Origin of the sequence: Plantactinospora sp. KBS50, assembly GCF_002285795.1 — a bacterium.
GTDB lineage: Bacteria > Actinomycetota > Actinomycetes > Mycobacteriales > Micromonosporaceae > KBS50.
Window position 1 is genome coordinate 5543023 of sequence record NZ_CP022961.1, and the last position, 22664, is coordinate 5565686.

General features: G+C 73.8%; 19 protein-coding genes and 3 pseudogenes. 9 read left to right on the forward strand and 13 right to left on the reverse strand.

Annotated elements, in window-relative coordinates; genetic code table 11:
- Positions 1–93: 93 nt before the first annotated feature.
- From CIK06_RS23855 to CIK06_RS23865, 3 genes are read left to right on the forward strand one after another with little or no spacing between them, the layout of a single operon-like run.
- On the forward strand, positions 94–450 hold the full coding sequence (locus tag CIK06_RS23855) for a GntR family transcriptional regulator (protein WP_095566686.1): 357 nt from the start codon (positions 94–96) through the stop codon (positions 448–450).
- Positions 447–1496: an ABC transporter ATP-binding protein gene (locus tag CIK06_RS23860; RefSeq protein ID WP_095566687.1), complete on the forward strand. Its 1050-nt coding sequence runs from the start codon at positions 447–449 to the stop codon at positions 1494–1496. Before CIK06_RS23855 ends, CIK06_RS23860 begins: the two co-directional genes overlap by 4 nt.
- Positions 1493–2182 (forward strand): hypothetical protein, encoded by a 690-nt coding sequence (locus CIK06_RS23865; protein WP_095566688.1) that lies wholly within the window; start codon positions 1493–1495, stop codon positions 2180–2182. Before CIK06_RS23860 ends, CIK06_RS23865 begins: the two co-directional genes overlap by 4 nt.
- On the opposite strand, the gene CIK06_RS23870 is transcribed toward CIK06_RS23865, so the two are convergent.
- Complete coding sequence (locus CIK06_RS23870) at positions 2097–2996, reverse strand: Fpg/Nei family DNA glycosylase (protein ID WP_095566689.1); 900 nt, start codon at positions 2994–2996, stop codon at positions 2097–2099. The two genes, CIK06_RS23865 and CIK06_RS23870, sit on opposite strands and share 86 nt — an antisense overlap.
- 164 nt (positions 2997–3160) lie before the next feature.
- Between CIK06_RS23870 and CIK06_RS23875 the strand changes: the two genes are divergently transcribed.
- The 3 genes and pseudogenes from CIK06_RS23875 (at position 3161) to rocD (ending at position 6381) form a co-directional block, all read left to right on the forward strand.
- Complete coding sequence (locus tag CIK06_RS23875) at positions 3161–4012, forward strand: DUF308 domain-containing protein (protein WP_232533827.1); 852 nt, start codon at positions 3161–3163, stop codon at positions 4010–4012.
- Positions 4013–4307: 295 nt separating this feature from the next.
- Entirely contained in the window at positions 4308–5168 is an 861-nt protein-coding gene (ddaH, locus tag CIK06_RS23880; protein ID WP_095566690.1) for a dimethylargininase, read from the forward strand.
- Positions 5165–6381 (forward strand): annotated as a pseudogene (gene rocD / locus CIK06_RS23885) (ornithine--oxo-acid transaminase). The gene ddaH and the pseudogene rocD overlap by 4 nt, the downstream one beginning before the upstream one ends.
- A 108-nt stretch (positions 6382–6489) precedes the next feature.
- On the opposite strand, the gene CIK06_RS23890 reads toward rocD, so the two are convergent.
- From CIK06_RS23890 to CIK06_RS23945, 12 genes and pseudogenes are all read right to left on the reverse strand, one after another.
- A complete protein-coding gene (locus tag CIK06_RS23890; protein WP_095566691.1) occupies positions 6490–7632 on the reverse strand; it encodes a hypothetical protein in 1143 nt (380 codons plus the stop codon).
- 185 nt (positions 7633–7817) lie between these two features.
- Positions 7818–8845, reverse strand: a pseudogene (locus CIK06_RS23895) (fatty acid desaturase); the annotation flags it as partial.
- A 135-nt stretch (positions 8846–8980) separates the two neighbouring features.
- Positions 8981–9988: a 1-acyl-sn-glycerol-3-phosphate acyltransferase gene (locus CIK06_RS23900; RefSeq protein WP_095566692.1), complete on the reverse strand. Its 1008-nt coding sequence runs from the start codon at positions 9986–9988 to the stop codon at positions 8981–8983.
- A pseudogene (locus CIK06_RS23905) lies at positions 9988–10829 on the reverse strand (patatin-like phospholipase family protein). Before CIK06_RS23905 ends, CIK06_RS23900 begins: the two are co-directional and overlap by 1 nt.
- A gap of 216 nt (positions 10830–11045) precedes the next feature.
- Complete coding sequence (locus CIK06_RS23910) at positions 11046–12146, reverse strand: glycosyltransferase family 4 protein (protein ID WP_232534371.1); 1101 nt, start codon at positions 12144–12146, stop codon at positions 11046–11048.
- A gap of 35 nt (positions 12147–12181) precedes the next feature.
- Entirely contained in the window at positions 12182–12856 is a 675-nt protein-coding gene (locus CIK06_RS23915) for a BON domain-containing protein (protein ID WP_095566693.1), read from the reverse strand.
- A 246-nt stretch (positions 12857–13102) separates the two neighbouring features.
- Positions 13103–14836, reverse strand: a complete 1734-nt coding sequence (locus CIK06_RS23920) for a S1C family serine protease (protein WP_095566694.1) — start codon at positions 14834–14836, stop codon at positions 13103–13105.
- Between the two features lie 52 nt (positions 14837–14888).
- Entirely contained in the window at positions 14889–16463 is a 1575-nt protein-coding gene (locus CIK06_RS23925; RefSeq protein WP_095566695.1) for a cell wall metabolism sensor histidine kinase WalK, read from the reverse strand.
- Positions 16460–17161, reverse strand: coding sequence for a response regulator transcription factor (locus CIK06_RS23930; RefSeq protein WP_095566696.1), 702 nt, complete (start codon positions 17159–17161; stop codon positions 16460–16462). Before CIK06_RS23930 ends, CIK06_RS23925 begins: the two co-directional genes overlap by 4 nt.
- An 86-nt stretch (positions 17162–17247) precedes the next feature.
- Positions 17248–18003, reverse strand: coding sequence for a PadR family transcriptional regulator (locus CIK06_RS30290; RefSeq protein WP_198347989.1), 756 nt, complete (start codon positions 18001–18003; stop codon positions 17248–17250).
- A 203-nt stretch (positions 18004–18206) separates the two neighbouring features.
- Positions 18207–19151, reverse strand: coding sequence for a 1-acyl-sn-glycerol-3-phosphate acyltransferase (locus CIK06_RS23940; protein ID WP_095566697.1), 945 nt, complete (start codon positions 19149–19151; stop codon positions 18207–18209).
- The gene (locus CIK06_RS23945) at positions 19148–19960 is read right to left on the reverse strand and encodes a GNAT family N-acetyltransferase (protein WP_095566698.1); all 813 of its coding nucleotides are present in this window, start codon (positions 19958–19960) and stop codon (positions 19148–19150) included. Before CIK06_RS23945 ends, CIK06_RS23940 begins: the two co-directional genes overlap by 4 nt.
- Before the next feature lie 116 nt (positions 19961–20076).
- Here CIK06_RS23945 and CIK06_RS23950 point away from each other — a divergent pair, with 116 nt between their 5' ends.
- The 3 genes from CIK06_RS23950 (at position 20077) to CIK06_RS23960 (ending at position 22599) form a co-directional block, all read left to right on the forward strand.
- Positions 20077–20733: a hypothetical protein gene (locus tag CIK06_RS23950; RefSeq protein WP_095566699.1), complete on the forward strand. Its 657-nt coding sequence runs from the start codon at positions 20077–20079 to the stop codon at positions 20731–20733.
- 100 nt (positions 20734–20833) lie between these two features.
- Entirely contained in the window at positions 20834–21772 is a 939-nt protein-coding gene (locus tag CIK06_RS23955; protein WP_095566700.1) for an ABC transporter ATP-binding protein, read from the forward strand.
- Positions 21769–22599 (forward strand): ABC transporter permease, encoded by an 831-nt coding sequence (locus CIK06_RS23960; RefSeq protein WP_095566701.1) that lies wholly within the window; start codon positions 21769–21771, stop codon positions 22597–22599. The genes CIK06_RS23955 and CIK06_RS23960 overlap by 4 nt, the downstream gene beginning before the upstream one ends.
- Positions 22600–22664: the final 65 nt, after the last annotated feature.

Below are 22664 nucleotides of genomic sequence, written 5' to 3' on the forward strand. Positions count from 1 at the left end.
ACCTTCCCGGTATTGACAATCCGGCCGCCGTGGTTGCATGGTTAGTTACATGAGTAATGAACCAGCTAACCCGGCCATGGTCGGGTTCTCCTGATGGACGACGGGCGGCCCATCTTCCTCCAGGTCGCGGAGCTGATCGAGGGCGCGATCATCGACGGCTCACTGCCGGAGGAGGCCCAGGTGCCGTCGACGAACGAGCTGGCCGCGTTCCACCGGATCAACCCCGCCACCGCCGCCAAGGGCGTCAACCAACTGGTGACGGACGGGATCCTCTACAAGAGACGAGGTATCGGGATGTTCGTCGCCACGGGCGCCGTCGACAAGCTGATGGCCCGCCGCCGGGACCGGTTCGCCACCCGGTACGTCCAGCCGCTGCTGGCCGAGGCGGCCCGGCTGGGCATGACCGTCGACGAGGTCAAGGCGCTGATCGACCAGGAGCCGGGCCGATGAGCGCGGTCCGCGCCGAGCGGCTGACCCGCCGGTACGGCAACCTCACGGTCCTCGACGGGGTGTCGTTCGCCCTCGACGAGCACCGGATCCACGGCCTGCTCGGGCGCAACGGCGCCGGCAAGACCACCCTCATGCGGGTGCTGACCGGCCAGGAACTGCCCAGCTCCGGCCTGGTCACGGTGTACGGCAGGCAGCCCTTCGAGAACCCGGCGGCGCTGTCCCGGCTGTGTTTCGTCCGGGAGGACCAGCGCTATCCGGACAACTACCGGGTCCGGCACGCGCTGGCGGCCGCCCGGCTCTGCCTCCCGCACTGGTCCGAGCCGCTCGCCCGGTCCCTGGTCGCCGACTTCGGGCTGCCGCTGAACCGGCCGGCCAAGAAGCTGTCCCGGGGCATGCTCTCCGCGCTGGGCGTCACCATCGGACTGGCCTCCCGGGCTCCGCTCACCATCTTCGACGAGCCGTACCTCGGACTGGACCCGGTGGCCCGGCAGCTGTTCTACGACCGCCTGCTCGCCGACTACGCCGCGCACCCGCGGACCGTCATCCTCGCCACCCACCTCGTCGACGAGGTCGCCGACCTGCTCGAACACGTCGTCCTGATCGACCAGGGCCGGCTGCTGCTGGCCGCCGACACGGAGACGCTGCGCGGCCAGGTCCGGGTGCTGGCCGGACCCGCCGAGGCGGTCGCCCGGCTGGCCGACGGACGGCGGTCGCTGCGCCGCGAGCGGATGGCCGGGATGTCCCGGGTGACGGTGCGCGGCGACTGGTCCGATGCCGACCTGGCGCACGCCGAACGCCTCGGCGTCGACGTCAGCGCCGTGTCGTTGCAACAGGCCATGGTGCTCATCGCGGGCGCCGTCCGCTCCCCCGCCGCGTCCGACCGGCCCGATGATCGGCCGGACGGCGCCGCCCCACCGGGCTCCGGACCGGCCGACTTACCGGGCTCCGGACCGGCCGGCCTACCGGCCGGGGCCGACCGGCGACCCGGCGAATCCGAATCCGGCGCCCGGGTGGCGGCCGGCTCCACGATCGAGGACGCGCGATGAACCGTACCCTCCTGGCGGCCCGACTGCCGCTGCTGACCGCCGGCAGCATCGGCTGGCCGTGGCTGAATCTGGTGCTGGCGTTCCTGGTCAGCTACGCCGTCTTCGGCAGCATGGGCGACGTCGAGGGCGGCGCCCGGACCGGCGGCATCGCCAGCGTCTACCTGACGGTGCTGGTCATCTCGGCGAACTGGGTGGCCCAGGCCCTCCCGTTCGCCCTCGCCGTCGGCCTCACCCGCCGGGAGTTCTTCACCGGCACCGCGCTGCTGGTGGCCGCGCAGTCCGTCGCCTACGGGGTGCTGCTCTGCCTGCTCCGGCAGGCCGAGCAGGCGACCGGCGGGTGGGGCATCCGGATGCGCTTCTTCGCGCCGCCGTGGATCGCCCAACAGAACCTCGCGATGCAGTTCCTGGTCTACGCCGTACCGTTCCTGGTGGCGGCGTTCCTCGGGTCGTTCGTCGCGGTCGTGCACCTGCGGTGGCGGCTGAGCGGCGTCTTCGTCCTGGTCATCGGCGTCACGCTGCCGCTGGGCGGCCTGGCCGCCGTTGTCGGCTGGCGCGACTGGTGGCCGGCCGTGCTCGGCTGGTTGTTCGACCAGACCGCGGTCAGTCTCCTCGCCGGCTGGTCGGCGGTGCTGGCGGTCGCGCTGGCCGGCGCGGGCTACCTGACGCTGCGCCGCGCGGCACCGTGACCGGCCGCCCGGGTTGGCAGGTCGGGCACCAGTACGCGTTGCGGCCGGCGAGCGTGCCGGCGGCGACGGCCGTGCCGCAGCGGTGGCAGGGCTGGCCGGCGCGGCGGTAGACGTACACCTCGCCACCGTGCCGGTCCACCCGCGGCGGCCGGCCCATGGTCTCGGGCAGGTGTTCGTCGCGGACCGTGTCGATCCGACCCCGGCGCTCCGCGATCCGCATCAGGTCGCACAGGTCGGCCCAGAGCGCGTCCCAGCCCGCGGGGGTCAGTTGCCGGCCGGGCACCTCCGGCGACAGCCCGGCCCGGAACAGCGCCTCGGTCACGAAGATGAGCCCGGTGCCGGCCACCACCGACTGATCGAGCAGCAGCGCCGCCAGCGCGGTGGGGCTGCGCCGGATCCGCCCGTACGCCCGTTCCGGGTCGGCGTCGGCACGTAGCGGATCGGGACCCAGCCGGTCCCGCAGCGCCGCCACCTCCGGCGGGTCGAGCAGCTCGCAGGCGGTCGGCCCGCGCAGTTCCAGCCAGTGCCGGTCGCTGGTGAGCCGGAGCCTGACCTGGCCCACCGGCTCCGGCGGCTCACCGTCGCCGTCGCTGAACCGGCCGTACAGCCCCAGGTGCACGTGCAGCGTCCGGTCACCGGCGTAGTGGTGCAGCAGGTGCTTGCCGTACGCCTCGGTCCGCTCCAGCACCGAGCCGGACAGCAGCGCGGCGCCCTCGGCGAACCGGCCCTGCGGGCTGCCGGCCTGCACCTTGTCGCCGACGAACAGCTCCCGGTGCCGGGCCGCCAGCCGGTGGATCGTGTGTCCCTCGGGCACGCCGCACAGCCTAGCCGGCCGTCCACCCCCGACCCTGGCACGGATCGCGGCCGCCGGCCGCCGCGCGGCCAGGGGGTGTGCCGCTCGCGGCATCGGGGTAAACCGATGACGTCCGAGCGTAGGCGCCGGCTGACCGGGCCCTCGCACGTATCAGGAGGTGTGTTGTGGTCAAGATTCCCTCGCTCTCCCGCCGCCGGGAGGCCGAACCCGAGTCCGCTCGGGACATCGACGACGATGGCCTGGTCGACGACCGGGATCCCGTGGACGACACCGACCCGACGCCGGTTTCCCCGCCCGTGGGCGGTGCCCCGGCGGTCGCCGAGCGGACCGAGGAGCGCACGACCTACCGCAGTGCCACGACCGACGACGCCGACCCGGAGTCGCGCGCGGCCGGCCGACGGCGCGCGGCCGAGCGGGCCGCGACGGCGCGGGCCGCCACCCGCCCGGCCCGCGGCGAGGCCGCCGTGCCGACCGCCCCGGAACGCACGGTCGACGAAAGCACCGTCGACGGGCGCACGGTCGACGGGCGCACCCTCGACGGGCGCACCGTCGACGAGCACCCGGTGGACGAGCGCACCGAGACGGTGCGGAACCGCGACGACGAGGCCCGCCGTACCGTGCTGGAGCGCACCGACGACGACCGCGCCGAGGAGGTCGAACCGCGACCCGAGGTGGTGGTCGACCGCGGCCCCCGGCCGCGGGCCAGCCTGCTCGCCACGACGAGCCTGATCATCGGGGTCGCCGGCGCGCTGTTCGTGCTCACCGGCACCCTGGCCGGGTACGGCATGGTGCTGGGCGGGATCGGCGCCCTGCTCGGGGTGGCCGGACTGTCCGCGACCCGGCGCCGGCATGTGGCCGGCACCACCGAGGCGATGCTCGGCCTGATCTTCGGGCTCGGCGCCGTGGTGCTCGGCATCCTGGCGATGACCGGGCAGTTCCTCTGGCCGAGCACCGACGGCGACTGGGTGCAGCGGCTCCGGGAGTGGCTTGACGCACAGTTTGTGGACCGCTTCTGACGGGCAGAGGTGAGGCCAGCCGGTGATGCACCGGCGGCGAGCGCGACAGCAGTGGTGGTTCACCCCGGCGCAGCGCACGATGTGGGGCGGCGACATCGCCGCCCCACAGGCGTTTTCCGGGCCGGACGTTGCTCGCGCAACAAACCGCCGCGAACACCGGGGTCAGACGCAACGATCAGCGGTGAAACGCAACTCTCACCGGTGGATGCGGCCGGGACGGGCCGCATAGCGTTGAGGAACGGCGCCAGCCCGTGAGCCGATCGTGGCCGGGCGCGCCCGACCCCTGGGAGCAGTGATGACGCTGGACGCCACGGACCTGGCCGGGCGACCGCCCGCCGGCCCGCGCGCCGACCACCGGCACTTCCTGATGTGTCGACCGACGTACTTCACGGTCGAGTACGCGATCAACCCCTGGATGGACCCGGCCGCCCCGGTCGACCCGGCGCGAGCGGTCGCGCAGTGGGACACGCTGCGGCGGACCTACCTCGACCTCGGCCACACCGTCGACCTGATCGACCCGCTGCCCGGCCTGCCGGACATGGTCTTCGCCGCCAACGGCGCGACCGTGGTGGACGGCAAGGCGATGGCGGTGCAGTTCCGCGACCCGGAGCGGGCCGACGAGGCGCCCGCCTACCGTGCCTGGTTCGAGCGCGCCGGGTTCGAGATCCACGACCCGAAGCACGTGAACGAGGGCGAGGGCGACATCCTGCTGGCCGGCGACCTGCTGCTGGCCGGCACCGGGTTCCGCACCGCGCACGCGGCGCACGCCCAGCTCCAGGAGGTCTTCGGCCGCCCGGTGATCAGCCTCCAGCTGGTCGACCCGCGCTTCTACCACCTGGACACCGCGCTCTGCGTGCTGGACGAGCGGACCGTGGCGTACCTGCCGGAGGCGTTCTCGCCCGGCAGCCGGGCCGCGCTGCGCCGGCTGTTCCCGGACGCGGTCCTGGCCACCGAGGCGGACGCCACGGTGTTCGGGCTCAACGCGGTCAGCGACGGACGGCATGTCGTGATGCCGATCCAGGCCACCGGCCTGGCGGCGGCGCTGCGCGAGCGCGGGTACGAGACCATCGGGGTCGACCTGTCCGAGCTGCGCAAGTCCGGCGGCGGGCCGAAGTGCTGCACGTTGACCGTACGCGGGAAAGAGGCGGGCCGATGATCGTCGACGGCATGCTGCACACCCCGTCCGCCGTGGCGGACGCCGAGCGCTGGACCGCGCACAACTACCACCCGCTGCCCGTGGTGATCACCTCCGCCGAGGGTGCCTGGCTCACCGACATCGACGGCCGGCGGTACCTGGACTGCCTGGCCGGATACTCCGCGTTGAACTTCGGGCACCGGCATCCCCGGCTGATCGCCGCGGCGCACGACCAGCTCGACCGGCTGACCCTGACCAGCCGCGCGTTCATCCACGACCAGTTCGCGGTCTTCTGCCGCGAACTGGCCGCGCTGTGCGGCAAGGACATGGTGCTGCCGATGAACACCGGCGCCGAGGCCGTCGAGACCGCGATCAAGGTCGCCCGCAAGTGGGGCTACGAGGTCAAGGGCGTCCCCGCCGGCCAGGCCACGATCGTGGTGGCCGCGGGCAACTTCCACGGCCGGACCACCACGATCGTCAGCTTCTCCACCGACCCGGACGCGTACGAGGGCTTCGGGCCGTACACCCCCGGCTTCCGGGTCGTCCCGTACGGCGACCTGACGGCGCTGACCGAGGCGATCGACGACACCACGGTGGCGGTGCTGATCGAGCCGATCCAGGGCGAGCAGGGCGTCGTCGTGCCGCCGGCCGGCTACCTGAGCGGCGTACGGGCGCTGTGCAGCCAGCGCAACGTGCTGTTCGTGGCCGACGAGATCCAGTCCGGGCTGGGCCGGACCGGTGAGACGTTCGCCTGCGACGTCGAACGGGTCACGCCGGACCTGTACGTGCTGGGCAAGGCGCTCGGCGGCGGCATCGTGCCGGTCTCGGCGGTGGTGGCCGACCGGGACGTGCTCGGTGTGCTCCGCCCCGGCCAGCACGGCTCCACCTTCGGCGGCAACCCGCTGGCCTGCACCGTGGCCACCGAGGTGGTCCGGCTGCTGGCCACCGGCGAGTTCCAGCGCCGCTCCGCGGAGCTGGGCGAGCGGCTGCACGGCCGGTTGCGGGAGCTGATCGGCAACGGTCTCGTCGAGGTGCGGGGGCGCGGCCTGTGGGCCGGGATCGACATCGATCCGGCGCTGATGACCGGCCGGCAGGCGTGCGAGCGACTGGCCGAGCGGGGGTGCTGGCCAAGGACACCCACGGCTCCACGATCCGGCTGGCACCGCCGCTGGTGGTCACGGCCGAGGAAGTGGACCACGCCGTCGACCAGTTGGCCCTGGTGCTGCGCGGCTGAGCACCGCACCGCACCGGTTCCCGCGGCGCCGGTCCCGGTTCCCGCGACGCCGGTCCCGGTTCCCGCGACGCCGTCCCCGGGCGCGGCCGGCCCGCGCCCCGGGGCGGCTCAGTCCAGTACGCGCATGGAGATGGTCGGGGCGTCGGCCATCACCGAGGCCGGCGCGAACGCGGCACCGGACGGCAGGTCGGCGGCCCGGCCCACCTGGACGCCCGGATAGAGTTCCACGAAGTCCCCGGCGGCCAGCACGCGGCTCTGCTGCCGGTGCAACGCCACCCGGCGGTCGTCGTCCAGCGAGCCGCCCGGCCGGATCCCCGAGCCGTTGGTGCTCACGTCCCGCGCCACCACGTCGGCGCCGCGCAGCTCGAACTCCACGTGGCTGCGGCTGATCCAGCGCCGGGCCTCGTCGTTGAGCCACTGGCCCAGCATGATGCCGCCGTCCTCCTCGGGCGCCCGGCCGACCGCCACCGGCCGGTCGCTGATCACGAACCGGCGGCGCACCAGCCCGCCGATCCGGATCGCCATGATCGCGAAACGCGGCCGGGGGCCGGCGTCGGACAGGGGCCGCTCGTGGCGGGGGCAACTGGGGACGTTGTTGCGCAGCGTGGGCGGCGGCTGGCTGATCGGCGTGCGGTTCACCCGGGCCAGGTCGGCGAAGGCGCCGCCACCGCCGCCGGCGCCGAACAGCGCGCAACCCGCCTCCGGGCAGCGCCAGATCCGGGCCAGCAGCCGAACGCCGGCCGGCGACGGCACGGACGGTGCCGGCACCGCCGCGTTGCCGACGTGCGCGGCCAGGGTGGGACCGCCGGGACCGACCACCGGGGCCAGCACCCGGCCGGGTTGGCCCAGCCAGGGGAACCGGCCGCGCAACCCGTCCAGCCGGTTGCGGGTCAGCAGCGGCAGCCCCAGCAGGTCGGCAACCTCCAGCAGCCGGTCACCCGGATTGGCCAGCACCTCCACCAGGCCGTCGTCGGCCCAGCGCCGCACCACCATCCGCTCGTTGGAGGTCAGGTCGGCGTCCGAGAGCAGGCCACGGTGCACCACCGCGTAGACCTGGACGCCGTCCTCCTGCAACTGCCGTCCGAGGGCGTCGATGACGATCCCGAGCCGGAGCATGCTGGCCGGCCGGCCCCGGTCCAGGTCGGTGAAGCGGGTCAGCTCCGCCAGGTCCACCGCGGCCCGCACCAGCGTGGGGTCGGTGGTGACCCGGCCCTCGATGGCGTCCAGGACCTTGCTGATCTCGAATCTCACGCCGCGTCCCGAACGATCCCGGCGTCGCGCACCTTAGCCATGGACCGACCTTACCGCCGACTCCGCCCGCCGCCGTCCCCGCCGGCACCGCCGTTCCGACCGTCCCCGCCAGCCGCGTCGGCACCGCCGGCCAGGTCGGCCCGGCCGGTGGCGTCGGCCCGGCCGGTCGCGTCGGTCCCACCGGCCCGCAGCGGGGCGCCGACCGCGTGCAGGTGCCGCAGCGCCTGCCGGTACGAGGCGACCAGCCCGGTCTCCTCGTACGGGATGCCCCGCTGCGCACAGTAGCCGCGCACGATGGGCTGGGCGCGGCGCAGGTTGACCCGCGGCATGCTCGGGAAGAGGTGGTGCTCGATCTGGTAGTTCAACCCGCCGAGCGCCAGGTCCACCAACCGCCCGCCGCGCACGTTGCGCGAGGTGAGCACCTGCCGGCGCAGGAAGTCGAGCCGGTCGCCGGCGGTCGGCATCGGCATCCCCTTGTGGTTGGGGGCGAAGGAACAGCCGAGGTAGATCCCCCACAGTCCCTGGTGCACCGCCACGAACACCACGGCCCGGGCCGGCGACAGGGTGCCCAGCACCGCACCCAGGTAGCCGGCCAGGTGCAACAGCAGCAGGACGGCCTCGACCCGCCGGTGCCGCATCGGCGTGCGGTACCGGCCGTCGGGTCCGCGCCGAAACACCGCCTGCCCGCTCGCGACGTGCAGCGCCAACCCCTCCAGGGCGAGCATGGGGAAGAACAGGTACGCCTGGCGGCGTGCCAACCAGCGGGTGAAGCCCGGGTGCCGAGCGCCTGTTCCGGGGTCCACACCAGCGCGCCCGCGCCGACGTCCGGGTCCTCGTCCTCGTGGTTGGGGTTGGCGTGGTGCCGGTTGTGCTTGTCCACCCACCAGCCGTAGCTGAGGCCGACCGCGAGGTTGCCGGCCAGCAGTCCCAGCACCTCGCCCGGCAGCCGGCGGCGGAACAACTGCCGGTGTCCGGCGTCGTGCCCGAGGAAGGCGACCTGGGCGCTGGCCACGGCGAGCAGGACCGCCACCGCCACCTGCGCCCAGCCGTCGCCGACCAGGAAGAACGCGATCCAGCCGGCGACAAACAGGCCGGCGGCCAGGGCGACGTGCGGCAGGTACCCCGCCGGCCGTCGGTCCAGCAGACCGGCCCGGTGGATCCGACGAGACAACTCTGCGTAGTCACTTCCCCGCCGCTCGGCGGGGGTCAGCACAGCCGGTACCGTCACGGTGACCCCGATTCCCGTGGTAAGCGCCGATCCCCTGTGGATCCGGCGTCTCCCCCAGTCTTCGGAAGTCGGTGTCGGAGGGTAATCCCGCGCACCCCCCGATCGTGGGTGGGGCCAGCCCTACCGGTGTGCCTCCACCCATTCGTCGATCCGGGACCACCAGCGGAACAGCCAGTCGATCCGCTCCTGCCGGCCGGCCGGGATCTCCTCGGGCGGGACCGACCAGAACCGCATGACGATCCGCTTGTCCATCGGCAGTTCCCGCCAGATGTCCGCCACGGTGGTGAGCCGGTCCAGCCCGGTGTGCGCGACGAAGATGACCCCCGCCTCGGGCGCCGCGTCCAGCGCGGCCAGCACGCCGCCCGGGCGCGGCGCGAGGACGTTGCGCAGCCCTTCGGCGCGTACCGCCATGGCCTCCAGCCCGCGCGACCGCAACCGGGCGATGGCGCGGACGCGGCGGCGCGGGGTGAAGTTGCCGCCCTCCGGGAAGATCACGAAGACGTCGTCGTCGTCCAGTCCGGTGGCCAGGTGGCCGATCTGCTCCACCATCGAGTCGCCCGCCGCGGGATCCCCCGTGGTCAGGAACCGGTTGGGCAGCCGGTTGAGCATGACGTCCACCGCCGGGTCCCACTGCAGGGTGTCCTTGAGCACGATCCGCGGTTCCCGGGCGAACCAGTTGACCAGGGCGTGAATCAGGATGAACGAGTCGCCCGGCCCGGCGTGCCGGCTGAGCACCAGTTCCGGGCGGCCCGGTTGGGCGGTGTCCGGGTCGGTGCCGACCACGTCGATGCGCAGCCGCAGCGTCCAGCGCGCCTGCCAGAACAGTACGGTGAGGAACTGCCCGACCAGCACGTAGTGGGCGCGCTGGAACGCCGGGGACCGCTTCCGCCAGCCGAATCCCGAGGCCAGCCAGAGCACGAAGAGCGCGAGCACCGCGGCGGCGTCCCAGACGAGGTAGACGGTCGCCATCCAGAGCACCCGCAGCGGACGCAGCCGGCCGGGCATCACCGGCGAGGCGGCGGCGGCCACCAGCAGCCAGACCGGCAGCGTGCCGGCCAGCAGCGCCGCGAGCAGCACCACCGCCGGTGCCAGCACGACTCGCCGGACCCAGCGCGGGGGCAACCGCATCAGTGCTCCCCGATCGCGTCCAGCGCGTCCAGGTAGTGCCGCGACGCGGTGTAGGCGCGGCTGATCCGCCGGCCCACCGCGGCCAGGTCCCGGTACGCCCACGGGGAGTCGTCGCGCGGGTCGAGCCCGCCGGTCGGCAGCACGTGCACCTCCACCCCGGGCGGCAGCGCCGCCATCTCCCGGGCGAAGCGGTGCCGCCGGGCGATCTCGAAGGCCACCTGGGCGATCTCCCAGGGCCGCCGCGGCGGGCTGAGCTGGCGCTCGATCCGGCCCACCTGGAGGACGAAGATGCGCCGCGCCCCGGACTGCACCGCCTCGCCGATCGGGATGGAGTTGACTATCCCGCCGTCTATGTAGTGGTTTCCGGCGATTTCCATCGGCGGCAACAACCCGGGCACGGAGGCGGAGGCGAGCACCGCGTCGACCAGCGGGCCGCGGTCGAACCAGTGCTCGGCGGCCCGCTCGATGTTGGCCGCGCAGCACCGGAACGGCACGGTCAGGTCCGCGAAGGTGCGCTCCACGCCCAACTCCCGCTCCAGCAGCCGGCGCAGCGGAACCGGCGAGTGCAGGTGGGTACGCGCCGCGAACCGGCGCAGTTGGCGGGCGACCGAGTCGCCGTAGACCTCGCTGGCCTCGGGCGAGGACCAGAGGTGGACGAGGCGGTCGGTGACCCCTCGGTGGGGTCGGCGGCCACCAGTGCCCCGTTGACCGCCCCGATCGAGGTGCCCACCACGAGATCGGGCCGGATACCCGCCCGCAGCAGCGCCCGCAGCATCCCGACCTCGACGGCGCCGAGCACACCCCCGCCGCCGAGCACGAACGCCACCGGGCCAGCCGCCATCTCCCCATCCTGGCAGAACCCGCGACCCTCCGCCCGACTCGGGTTGATCAAGGCGATGGGGCACCCGTAAGCGCTTTCGACGGACGACGGATGCCGTGGTCGATGCGAGAAGACGAGAAGGCGGGTGGATGAGCCGGTGGGGCGGTGGGGCGGTGGGGGCGAGAAGGCGGGCGGGTGAGGGTGTGGGGCGGGAGGGCAGGTCGGCCGGGCGGGCCGTCAGCGGTGGGCCACCGGGGTGAGTTCCGGGTGGAGCTGCCCGGCGCGGCCGTCCCGCGCCCACCGGTGGTAGACCCGCTCGTAGCCCTCGGCCATCCGGTCGGCGGAGAAGTGCCGGCGGACGTGCTCCGCGCAGGCCGCCGGGTCGATGGCCGCGACCTCGCGCAGCGCGGTCGCCAGATCGACCGGGTCGTCGCAGATCAGCCCCGTCTCGCCGGGATTGACCAGTTCGGGCACCGCGCCCCGGTTCAGCGCCACCACCGGCGTACCGGTGGCCATCGCCTCCAGCATCACCATGCCGAACGGCTCCTCCCAGCGGATCGGCATCACCAGGCAGCGGGCCTCCAGCAGCAGCCGCTGGGTGGTGGCCCGGTCGATGTTGCGCAGCACGGTGACGTCCGGGCCGGCCATCGGGCCGATCACGTCCCGCAGGTACTCCTGCTCGATGGTCTCGTTGCACTTGCCGGCCAGCACCAGCGGCAGCCCGGCCGCCCGGCAGGCGTGCACGGCCAGGTCCGGGCCCTTGTCCGGGACGTACCGGCCGAGCCAGAGCACCGGGCCGGTGCCGGGGCGGGACTTGGTCGGCATGCCCCGGACCAGTCCGTTGTGCACGGTGTCGATCCACGGCAGTTCGGGGCGCAGCCGGCGCTGCGCGTGGGAGATCGCGACCAGCCCCACCGCGGGATCCGCGTCGGCGAGGATGTCGGCGAGTTCGCCGGTGGGTCGGTTGTGCACGGTGGCCACCGTGGGCACCGGACGGCGGGTGGCGAAGACCGGCCCCGCCGTGGTGTGGTCGTGCACCACGTCGAACGCGTCGGCGCTGAGCATCTGGTCGACCCGGGCCAGGTGCGCCATCTCCGGCAGGATCTGCCCGATCCGCTCCTCGTCCGGACGCGGCATCGAGGCGACGAACCGGGCCAGGGTGCCCGTGCGGGCGCCCGCGCCGAACAGGGTGACGTCGTGGCCGCGCGCCACCAGCGCGTCGATCAGGGCGGCGCAGACCTGTTCCAGCCCGCCGTAGCCGGGTGGAGGCAGTTCGTACCAGGGCGGCACGACCATCGCGATCCGCAACGACCGCACCGGCTCCACCCGGTCGGACATGACCTCGCTCACGACCGTCTCCCCTCGCCCAGCGGTCAGGCGGCCACGACGAGGTGATCCTCGACCGCGCTCACCCCCGGAGCCGACCAGGCCACCCGCTCCGCCTCCTCCCGTTCCAGCCAGGAGTGCACGGTGCCGGTGAGCACGACGCTGTCCCCCTCGATCCGCACCGTGATCTCGTCGGCGGTCCCCTCCATGCTGCGCACCAGGGCGTTCCGGATGTCCCGCAGGACGTCCTGCGGGACCGACCGGTACGCCGGACGCACGGCGATCAGGTTCGTCACCCCGCGCACCCCGGCGAGCCGCCGGACGGCGCGCTCGGCCGCGCGCTTCTGGTAACCCCACTCGACCTCGCCGCGCAGCATCACCCAGGCGTGCGAGACCGTCACGTCCAGGTTCTCGATGGGCACGAACGCGTCCCATTCCAGCGCCCTGGTCGCCGCGGTCGCGATGTCCGGATCCAGCCGCTCGGCCGAGCCGGGCAGGCGTACCTCGATGTCGTTGGCCACCGCACGCACCCCGCGGAGCCGGTGGGCGGTCCGCTCGGCCGCCCACTTCTTGGCGTAGCTGTCCACCCACCCGGTGAGCGTCACCACGCCGCCGCTGACCGAGACGCCGACCTCGTTCGGCTGCACCCGGGCCTCCCAGCCCAGTTCCGCCAGGACCGCCCGCTGGGTCTCGACGTCGTCCCGGGTCATGGCCGTCGTCATCGCCGCTCCTCCCCCGGCGGCCGGCCCGGCCGCTGGTCCCCGTGCCCGGCCGGCCGGATCCGGCAGCCGGTAGCCGCTACCGGTGATCCTGTCGGCGCTCCGGGCGAGGCCGCCTCACCCGGAGCGAGTGAGTCCGCGGCGGGGCGGGTCCGGCGCGGGTGGGCGGAACACCCGAAAAAAGGGCGGGTGCGTCGGCCAACCCCCTTGGCCGACGCACCCGCCCTACCCGCGGGGCAACGTCTGTTGTTAGGACGATTCGGCGAGCGTTACGGTTGCGGCCTTCTGCGTTCCATTTCTGGTGAACGACATCTCGACCTGGTCGCCGACCTTGCCGCCCTGCACGGCCGCCACCAGATCGTCCGAGTCGTTGATCGTCTTGTCGCCGAACCTGGTGATCACGTCACCCTGCTGGAGACCGGCCTTGGCGGCGGGGCTGTCCGGGACCACCGAGTTGACCAGCGCGCCGCCGTTCTCGGCCGCCGCGACGCTGACCCCGAGCGACGGGTGGCTGACCTTCTCCCCGTTGCGCAGCGCCTCGGCGACCGCCTTGGCCTTGTTGCTCGGGATGGCGAAGCCGAGCCCGATGTTGCCGCTGCTCTGCCCCGAGGTGGCGATGGCGCTGTTGATGCCGATCACCTCGCCCCGGGTGTTGACCAGCGCACCGCCGGAGTTGCCGGGGTTGATCGGGGCGTCGGTCTGCAGCAGTCCGGAGATCGACTGCACGGTCTGCTGCTGTTGCTGGAACGGGTTCTGCTGCTCGTTCTGGTCGCTGGTGCGGATGGTCCGGTCCTTGGCGCTGATGATGCCCGCGGTGACCGATCCCTCCAGGCCGAGCGGGCTGCCGAGAGCCAGCACCGTGTCGCCGACCTGCATGGCGTCGCTGTCGCCGAAGGTGGCGGCAGCGAGGTCGGACACCCCGGACGCCTTGATCACGGCCAGGTCGCTCTTCGGGTCGGTACCGACGATCTCGGCCGTGGCGTTCTTGCCGTCCGCGAAGATGACCTTGACGGTGTCCCCGGTGGCGCTGGCCACGACGTGATTGTTGGTCAGCACATAGCCGTCGGCGCTGAGGATCACACCGGAGCCCTCGCCGTTCTCCGTGGTGATCGACACGACGCTGTTCTGCACCTGTGCGGCGATCTTGGGCAGGTCGTTCTGGTTGATCACCGGCGCCGCGGTGTACGTCTTCGAGACGGTGCCGTGCCCGCTGTCCAGGGCGAGCGCCACCACGCCGCCGGCCACCCCCGAGCCGGCCATCAGCGCCAACGCCACGGCCGCCACGGCGGCGTACCGGCCCGCCCGGCTCGGCCGGCGGTCGGGCGCCGGGTGGCCCTGCGCCCAGGCGGGCGGCTGGTCCGCACCGGGGTACGGCTGGTGCGGCGCACCCGGCGTACCGGCTCCGGCTGCGTACCCGTGCGTGCCGGCCCAGCCGGACTGCTGATGCTGCGCGTCAGCCTGCTGGCCGTGCTGGGCCTGCTGGCCGTGCTGGGCCTGAGCCGGCTGACCGTACCGGGCCGGCTGACCGTACGGGGTCTGCTGTCCGTACTGGCTCTGCTGGCCGGGCTGCTGCCAGGCGGCGTGCGGGTGCGTCCCGGCCGCCGGCTGGTACGGCCCGTACTGGCCGCCGGGCGCCGGGTAGCCGCCGAAGCCGGCCGGCCGGTCCCCGAAGCCGGCGGGTCGGTACGGCGCGCCCGAGCCGGGTCCGTAGCCGGCGCCGGAGGCCGGCGCGGGCTGCTCCTGGCCGGCGCTCGGCGCGCTCTGCTCCGGTGCCGCACGGCCGGCGTCCGGAGCGGCCTGGCCGGGCGGCGGGGCGGCGAAGCTGGGCGCCGCGGGGTCGGCCGGCGAAGCCGGCGCGGCGGGTTGCGACGGGACGGAGCCGGACTCGCCGCGCTCGGCGCGGGACAGCTCGGCGGTGGGGTGCGACGACTCGGCGTCGGCGGGGGCCGGCGGCCGCTGCGGGTCGTTCTCGTGCTCGGTCATGCCTTTTACTGTGCCCCCTGGCACTTCGGCCGAACTGTAGCTCGGCTGTAGGTTAGCTGAGAGCCTCGTCGTCCGGGCCGCTGTCGGGCAGCCGGGGCAGCCGTACCCGGAAGGTGGCGCCACCGCCCGGCGTCTCCCGCACCTCGACGGTGCCGTGGTGGGCCGCGACCAGCGCGGCCACGATGGCCAGGCCCAGCCCCGTGCCCTGGTTGCCGTTGCCGCCGGAGCGGCGGGTACGGGCGCTGTCGGCGCGGTAGAAGCGTTCGAAGACCCGCTCGGCCTGCTCGGCCGAGAGGCCGGGACCGGTGTCCGCCACCTCCACCACGGCGAGGTTCCCGGTCTCGGCGCGCAGCCGGACCGTGATCCCCGCCTCCGGCGGGGTGTGGCTGAGCGCGTTGGTCATCAGGTTGGTCAGCACCTGCCGCAGCCGGGCGTCGTCGCCGAGCACCAGGAGCTGACCGGAGCCCGGCTCGACCTCCAGCGCGATCTCCCGGTCCGGCGCGACGGCCTGGGCGGCCTGCACGGTGTCCGCGGCCAGCACCGGCAGCTCCACCGGCGCCAACTCCAGCGGTCGTTCCCGGTCCAGCCGGGCCAGCAGCAGCAGGTCCTCGACCAGCAGCCCCATCCGGGACGCCTCGTCCTCGATCCGCCGCAGCAGCCGGGCCGAGTCCTCGGGGGTGGTGACGGCACCCTGCCGGTACAGCTCGGCGAACCCGCGGATCGACGTCAGCGGGGTGCGCAGCTCGTGCGAGGCGTCCGCGATGAACTGCCGCATCCGTTCCTCCGAGCGCCGCGCCCGTGACTCGGACGCCTGGGCGGCCACGGCCGCGTCCCGGGCCGCCGACTCGGCGTGCCGGGCCGCGGTCTCCGAGGCGGCACGGGCGGTGAACGCGGCCTCGATCTGGCTCAGCATCGTGTTCAGCGCCCGGGACAGCCGGCCCAGTTCGGAGGTCGGCTCCGGCACGTCGGGCTCCGGGTCCGGGATCCGGCGGGTCAGGTCACCGCCGGCGATGGCCGCCGCCGTCCGCTCGATGTCCACCAGCGGACGCAGGCTGGTCCGCACGATGCCGGCGCCCACCGAGGCCAGCAGGATCAACACCCCGCCACCCACCAGTACGTCGATCCAGAGCAGTTGCTTGACCGCCTGGTCGATGTCGCTGAGCTGCTCGCCGATCAGTGCGAAGTTGCCGTCCGAGAGCTGCACGTACATGATCCGCCAGCGCGCGTTGCCGGACCGGGCGGACACGGTGACCGGCGCCTGGCCGAACCGCTCGGCGAACTCGTCCGGCTTGTCGGGCCAGGCCGGCAGGTCCTGGCCGGAGAACCGGGTGTTGTCGTAACCGAGCCCGACCACCTGGCCGGAGTTCGGGTCGACGGTCACCGCCAGGTAGTCGGTGGGCAGCGGCACGTACTTGCTCGTCCCCGCCGGGGGCTTGGTCTGCACGGTCTTGGCCAGCACGCGCAGGTCGCTGTCGATCTGCCCGATGAGGTAGTTGTGCAGGAAGTAGGCGGTGGCCAGGCTGATCACCACGAGGGCCGCGGTGACCAGCGCCAGCACGGCCGCCACCAGCTTGACCCGCAGCGGGATGCTGCGGACCCGGCCCTTCAGCGGCAGGGTGTCGGTCACGCCGCCGGCTTGCGCAGGACGTACCCGACGCCGCGCAGCGTGTGGATCAGCCGGGGCTCCACGTTGTCCACCTTGCGCCGCAGGTAGGAGATGTACGACTCGACGATGTTGTCGTCGCCGCGGAAGTCGTAGTTCCAGACGTGGTCGAGGATCTGCGCCTTGGACAGCACCCGGTTGGCGTTGAGCATGAGGTACCGCAGCAGCTTGAACTCGGTGGGCGAGAGCTGCACGCGCTGGCCGCCCCGGTACACCTCGTGGGTCTCCTCATCCAGCTCCAGGTCGGCGAAGGTCAGCCGGGAGGTGGGCGACTCGCCGCCGGAGGTACGCCGCAGCACGGCGCGGATCCGGGCCGTCAGCTCCTCCAGGCTGAACGGCTTGGTGACGTAGTCGTCGCCGCCCAGCGTCAAACCGCGGATCTTGTCGTCGGTGGCGTCCCGCGCGGTCAGGAAGACCACCGGCGTACGGGTGCCGCCCTCCCGCATGATCTTGATTACCTCGAAGCCGTCCAGATCCGGCAGCATCACGTCGAGGACCACCAGATCGGGCCGCCGGTCCCGCGCGGCGGTGACCGCGGCGCTGCCGCTGGTCGCGGTCGCCACATCGAAGCCCGCGAAGCGGAGGCTGGCGGAGAGCAGTTCGAGGATGTTCGGATCATCCTCGACGACGAGCAGTCTCGCCTCGGTCTGCGTTGCGGCCATGCCGCCATCATCCGCCGCCGCGCTGCGCGAGCGCTGGGCGCTGCCTGAAAAAAGCCTGTACGTCGCCGGAGGGCCGGCGCCCGGCCTCAGCGCAGCAGCCGGCGCAGCCCGTCGAGCGTGCCGTCGAGGATCCGGATGGCGGTCCGCGCCTGGGTCTCGGTGACCCGGTGACGCGCGTTGACCAACGCCCACGCCTCGGCGACGAACTCGTTGAGCTTCCGTTCCAGTTCCCCGGCCGGATCGGTGGCCGCCGCGCACCCTCTTGCGGGCCGGCCGGCGGCGTCGGCGGCGGCGCGGTCCGGGTCGCCGGTGCCGTCGGTGCCGTCGGGGTCGTCCGGGCCGTCCGGGCCGCCGGCGTCGTCCGGGCCGGCGCCGGGCCGCCGCACGTCGGGCGCCCACCCACCCGCGGACCGGGTCCGTCCGGCCGACCAGGTCCGTCCGGCGCCCCGGGCCGCGCTGACCGCGTCCCGCAACTCCCGCTTGAGATCCCGCACCGAGTCGCCGACCTCGGCCCGGATGTCCTGGGCCAGGTCGGTGAGATCCGCGACCGAGTCCCGGATCGCCGACTCCAGGTCGGTCACCTCCGCGTCCCGCCGGCGCAGTTCGTCCCGGCCCGCCTCGGTGATCTCGTACGTCTTGCGCCCGCCGGCCGCGGTGTGCCGTACCAGTCCCTCGGCCTCCAGCCGCTGCAACCGCGGGTAGATCGTTCCGGCGCTCGGGGCGTACAGGCCGAGGAACCGCTTCTCCAGCAGCCGGATCAGCTCGTAGCCGTGCCGGGGGCCGTCGGCCAGCAGCTTCAGCAGGTACAACCGGAGCCGGCCGTGGCTGAACACCGGGGTCACGCCGGATCCTCCATGGCGCTCCCTTTCGCAAGTTGTCCCGCACCACGATAACGCGATACATCGCGATCCCCGCCCGGCGGTTTCCGGCGCGCCGTACCCGCCGCCCGACTTGTCCGGCTCGCGCGGCGGCCCCGGTGCCCGCTGCACGGCCGGTGCCCGCTGCAGGGCCGGTGCCCGCTGCAGGGCCGGTGCGCGCGGTGGACTCAGCCGGTCGGGACCGGCACCCGGGTGCGGGCCGGCGCCGGCCGGAACCCGGAAGCGGAACCGGCCACCCGGGCCAGGTTCCGCCGGTCGGCGCCGGGCGCGGGATGCAGCGCCGGTGCCACGGTGATCGAGATGACGAGATCGGGGACCGCCAGCACCCGGCGCAACGAGGCGTACAGGCTCTCCTGCCCGAGGAACGCGGCGGCGGTGGTAGCGGTCGACCCGGCCGCCGCGGCGTACCCGATGGTCAGCGGCACCACCGCGGCGCCGGCGTCCAGCGCCGCCTGGAACAGCGCCGGGCGGAACCGGCCGGAACCGTCGCACCGGCCGGCCCGGGGCGTGCCGCACCAGGTCGTTCCCTCGGGAAAGACCGTGACCAGGCCGCCGGACCGGAGCGCCGTGGCGACCTCGCGGACCGTGCCGGGCAACGCCCGCGGCCGCGAGCGGTCGATGAACACCGTGCCGGCCACGGCCGCCAACTGTCCGAACAGCGGCCAGCGCCGCACCTCGGCCTTGGCGACCATCCGGGTCGGCGCCACGGCCAGTACGGCGACGATGTCCAGCCAGGACGTGTGGTTGGCGACCAGCAGGGCGCGCCGGGTCGGCAGTCGCCCGGCGCCGGTGACGGTGAGCCGTACCCCGAGCACCCGCAGCACCGCCCGCGCCCAGGCCCGGCCCACCCGGCCGCCCGGCGGCACCCGACCCACCGCGCCGTCCGGCGGCACCCGGCGGGGCCGTACCCGGTCGGCCGGTGCCCGCCCGGCACGCAGCAGCCACAGCGCCGGCAGCAGGCCCAGCCCCAGCAGCAGCACCCCGAACAGCCCGGCCAGGCGCAGGCACCGGCGCGGCCGGCCCACCCGGCCGGCCGGCTCCGCCGGCAGGCATCCCGGCCCGCAGTCCGCGCGGGGATGCCAGAACCGGTCGCCCGCGGCCGCACCGGTCATCTGGTACCGCCGAGGAAGTGGCTCAGGTACCGCGGATGCATCCGGTCGAGGTTCAGCAGGACGTAGAAGTCCGCGCAGTCGAAGTCCGGGTCGTACCCGGGCTCGCCGCAGACCCAGGCACCGAGCCGGAGGTAGCCGCGCAGCAGCGGCGGCATGACGACCCGACCGGGCGGCGGGGTGGACGGCGCGCTGTCCGGCGTACCGGGCCGGCCCTCCGGCGCGCCGGAACGGCCCGGCTCGGCCAGCCACGGCCGCAGCGGCCGGACCCGCAGCGGGGGCGGCGCCAGGTGCCGCGCGGCGACCTGCGTCCACACCCCGGCGGCGGTGGCCCCGCCGTCGTGCAGCGGCACCGAGGCACAGCCGCCCAGCCAGCGCAGGCCCTTCAGATGCAGGTAGCGGGCGATGCCGGTCCACATCAGGTTGATCACCGCGCCGGTGCGGTGTTCGGGATCGACGCACGAGCGGCCGATCTCGACGAGCTGGTCGCGGAGCGGTTCGAGGGCCGTGAGGTCGAACTCGGAGTCGCCGTACCGGCGGCCGGCCGCCGCCGCCCGGTCCGGCGGAAGCAGCCGGTACGTCCCGACCACCCGGCCGGTGCGGTCGTCCCGCACCAGCAGGTGGTCGCAGTATTCGTCGAGCCCGTCCAGGTCCAACCCCACGGTCTCGGTGTCCAGCCGGGCGCCGAGTTCGTCGGCGAAGACCTGGTACCGCAGCCGCTGACCGGCGGCCACCTGGATGGGATCGTCGGCGATCAGGACCGTGTACGCGCCGGTGCCGGTGGGTGCACCGGCGGAGAGCAGAACAGCCATTCCCCCTGTGTAGGGCCGTCCGCTGCCGGTGACGTGTCGCCCGCCGGGTTGCCGGGTGTCGATCCGGTGAACGGTGGCGACCCCGAGCCGTCCGGGCCGGCCGTAGGGTGTGGTGTGTGATCATCGAACCGCGGTTCAACGGCCCGTCCGACTCGGGCAACGGCGGGTACGCCGCCGGAACCTTCGCCGCCGCGTACCCGACCGGCCCGGGGGCCGCCGTCGAGGTCACGCTGCGCCGGCCGCCGCCGTTGGGGCTGTCGCTGCGGCTGGACGGGGACGCCGTCCGGGACCCGGACGGCACGCTGGTGGCCGAGCTGCGAACGGTGCCGGCCTTCCCCGACGAGGCCGTGCCGCCGGTGGACCCGGCGACCGCGGCCGCGGTGGCGGTCAACTACCCCGGCTTCGTCGAGCACCCGTTCCCGGCCTGCTACGTCTGCGGCCCGGAGCGGGCCGACGGGTTGCGGATCTTCCCCGGCCGGCTGCCGGACGGGCGTACCGCGGCGCCGTTCGGGTTCCCCGAGGGCGGCGCAGAGGTCACCGTCTGGGCGGCGCTGGACTGCCCCGGCGGGTGGGCGGTGCTGTCGCCCGGCCGGCCGTACGTGCTGGGCCGGATGGCGGCGGTGGTGGAGCGGCTGCCGGCACCCGGCGACGAGTGCGTGGTGACCGGGGTGGCCGTCGAGGCGCAGGGCCGCAAGGCGCTGGTCCGGTCCTCGGTCTACGGGCCGGACGGACACCGCCTCGGCTACGCCCGGGCCACCTGGATCGCGGTCTGAGCCCTACCCGACCCCCTGTCCGGATTGACCCGCGCCGGCAAAACCGTCACGCTGTGCGACGGCGTGGCCGTCCGGGTCGCGCCACAGCGAGGGGAGCGAGATGACCGACGGGCAGCGAAGCCCCACGGACGCGGACGGCAAGATCGTCGTATCGGGCCTGACCAAGCAGTACAACAACGTGCGGGCCGTGGACAATCTGTCGTTCACCGTCGAACCCGGCCGGGTGACCGGCTTCCTGGGGCCGAACGGCGCCGGCAAGACCACCACGCTCCGGATGCTCCTCAACCTGGTCACCCCGACCGCCGGCACGGCCACCATCAGCGGCCAGCGCTACGCCGACCTCGCCGAACCGCTGCGCCACGTGGGCGCCGTGCTGGAGGCCTCCAGCGCGCACAAGGGCCGTACCGGCATCAACCACCTGCGGGTGATCGCCGCCGCGGCGGGCCTGCCGCGCGGCCGGGCCGACGAGGCGTTGGCGCTGGTCGGCCTGACGCCCGCGGCGAAGCGCAAGTTCAAGGGCTACTCGCTGGGCATGCGGCAGCGGTTGGGCATCGCCGCCGCGATGCTGGGCGACCCGCGGGTGCTGATCCTGGACGAGCCGGCGAACGGCCTGGACCCGGAGGGCATCCGGTGGATGCGCGGCTTCCTCAAGGCGCTGGCCGCCGAGGGCCGCACGGTGCTGGTCTCCAGCCACCTGCTGTCCGAGATGCAACTGCTCGCCGACGACGTGGTGATCATCGCGGCCGGCAAGCTGGTCCGGCAGGGGCCGATGAGCGAGGTGGTCGGCTCGATGTCGCAGACCACCCGGGTACGGGTGCGCACGCCGCAGGCGGACACCCTGGCCGGCGCGCTCGACGGGCCGTCCGTGACGGTGGAGAAGGCCGGTGACGGGCTGCTGCTGGTCAGCGGGGCGGATGCCGCCGCGGTCGGCCGGGCCGCCCTGGCCAACCAGGTGGAACTGCACGAGCTGACGACGGAACGTCCGGATCTGGAGGGCGTGTTCCTGGAGCTGACGGCCGGAAAGGCGGAGATCCGATGAGGCTGGTCCGGTCCGAACTGCTCAAGATCCGCACCACCAGCGTCTGGTGGATCTTCGCGCTGATCACGCTCCCGCTGTGGGGGCTGACCCTGTTCATCAACTACATCCAGGCCAGTTTCTATCTGAACCCGACCATCCCGCAGGACCAGATCAGCCCGGACCAGCAGGCGCAGATCGCCGCGGCCGGCGACCCGGTCAACGTGGCGGCGTCGTTCTACACCAACGGCCAACTGCTCAGCCTGATGATCATCATGCTGCTCGGCATCATCGTGGTGACCAGCGAGTTCTTCCACCAGACGGTGACCACCACGTTCCTGACGACCCCGCACCGGACGGCCGTGGTGCTGGCCAAGCTGGCGGCCGGGGCGCTGCTCGGGCTGGCCTTCTGGATCGTCACCACCGTGCTCAACATCGCCACCGGCGGCCTGATCCTGGGCCACTTCGGCCTGGGCAGCCAGCTCGGCGAGGGCGCGGTGTGGCAGGCGATCGGCCTGAACGGCCTGGCCTACCTGCTCTGGACGGCCATCGGCGTCGGGCTCGGCGTGCTGATCCGCAGCCAGATCGGCGCCACGGTCACCGGGATCATGCTCTACCTCGGCGGCTACATCGGCGCGCTCATCGTGATCGGGGTGCTGGCCAACCGGTTCGGCGACTGGATCAACAAGCTCCAGCTCATCGTCCCGTCGCTCGCCTCGCAGCTCATGGTCACCGGCACGAACCTGCCGGGCAATCCGCCGAGGTGGGCCGGCGCCGCCGTCCTGATCGGGTACGCCGTGGTGGCCGGCGTCATCGGCACGCTGATCATGCGCCGCCGCGACGTCTCCTGATCCCGGGTCGGCACGCACCGATCCGCCCCGGACCACCGATCCGCCCCGGACCGGCGGTCCGGGGC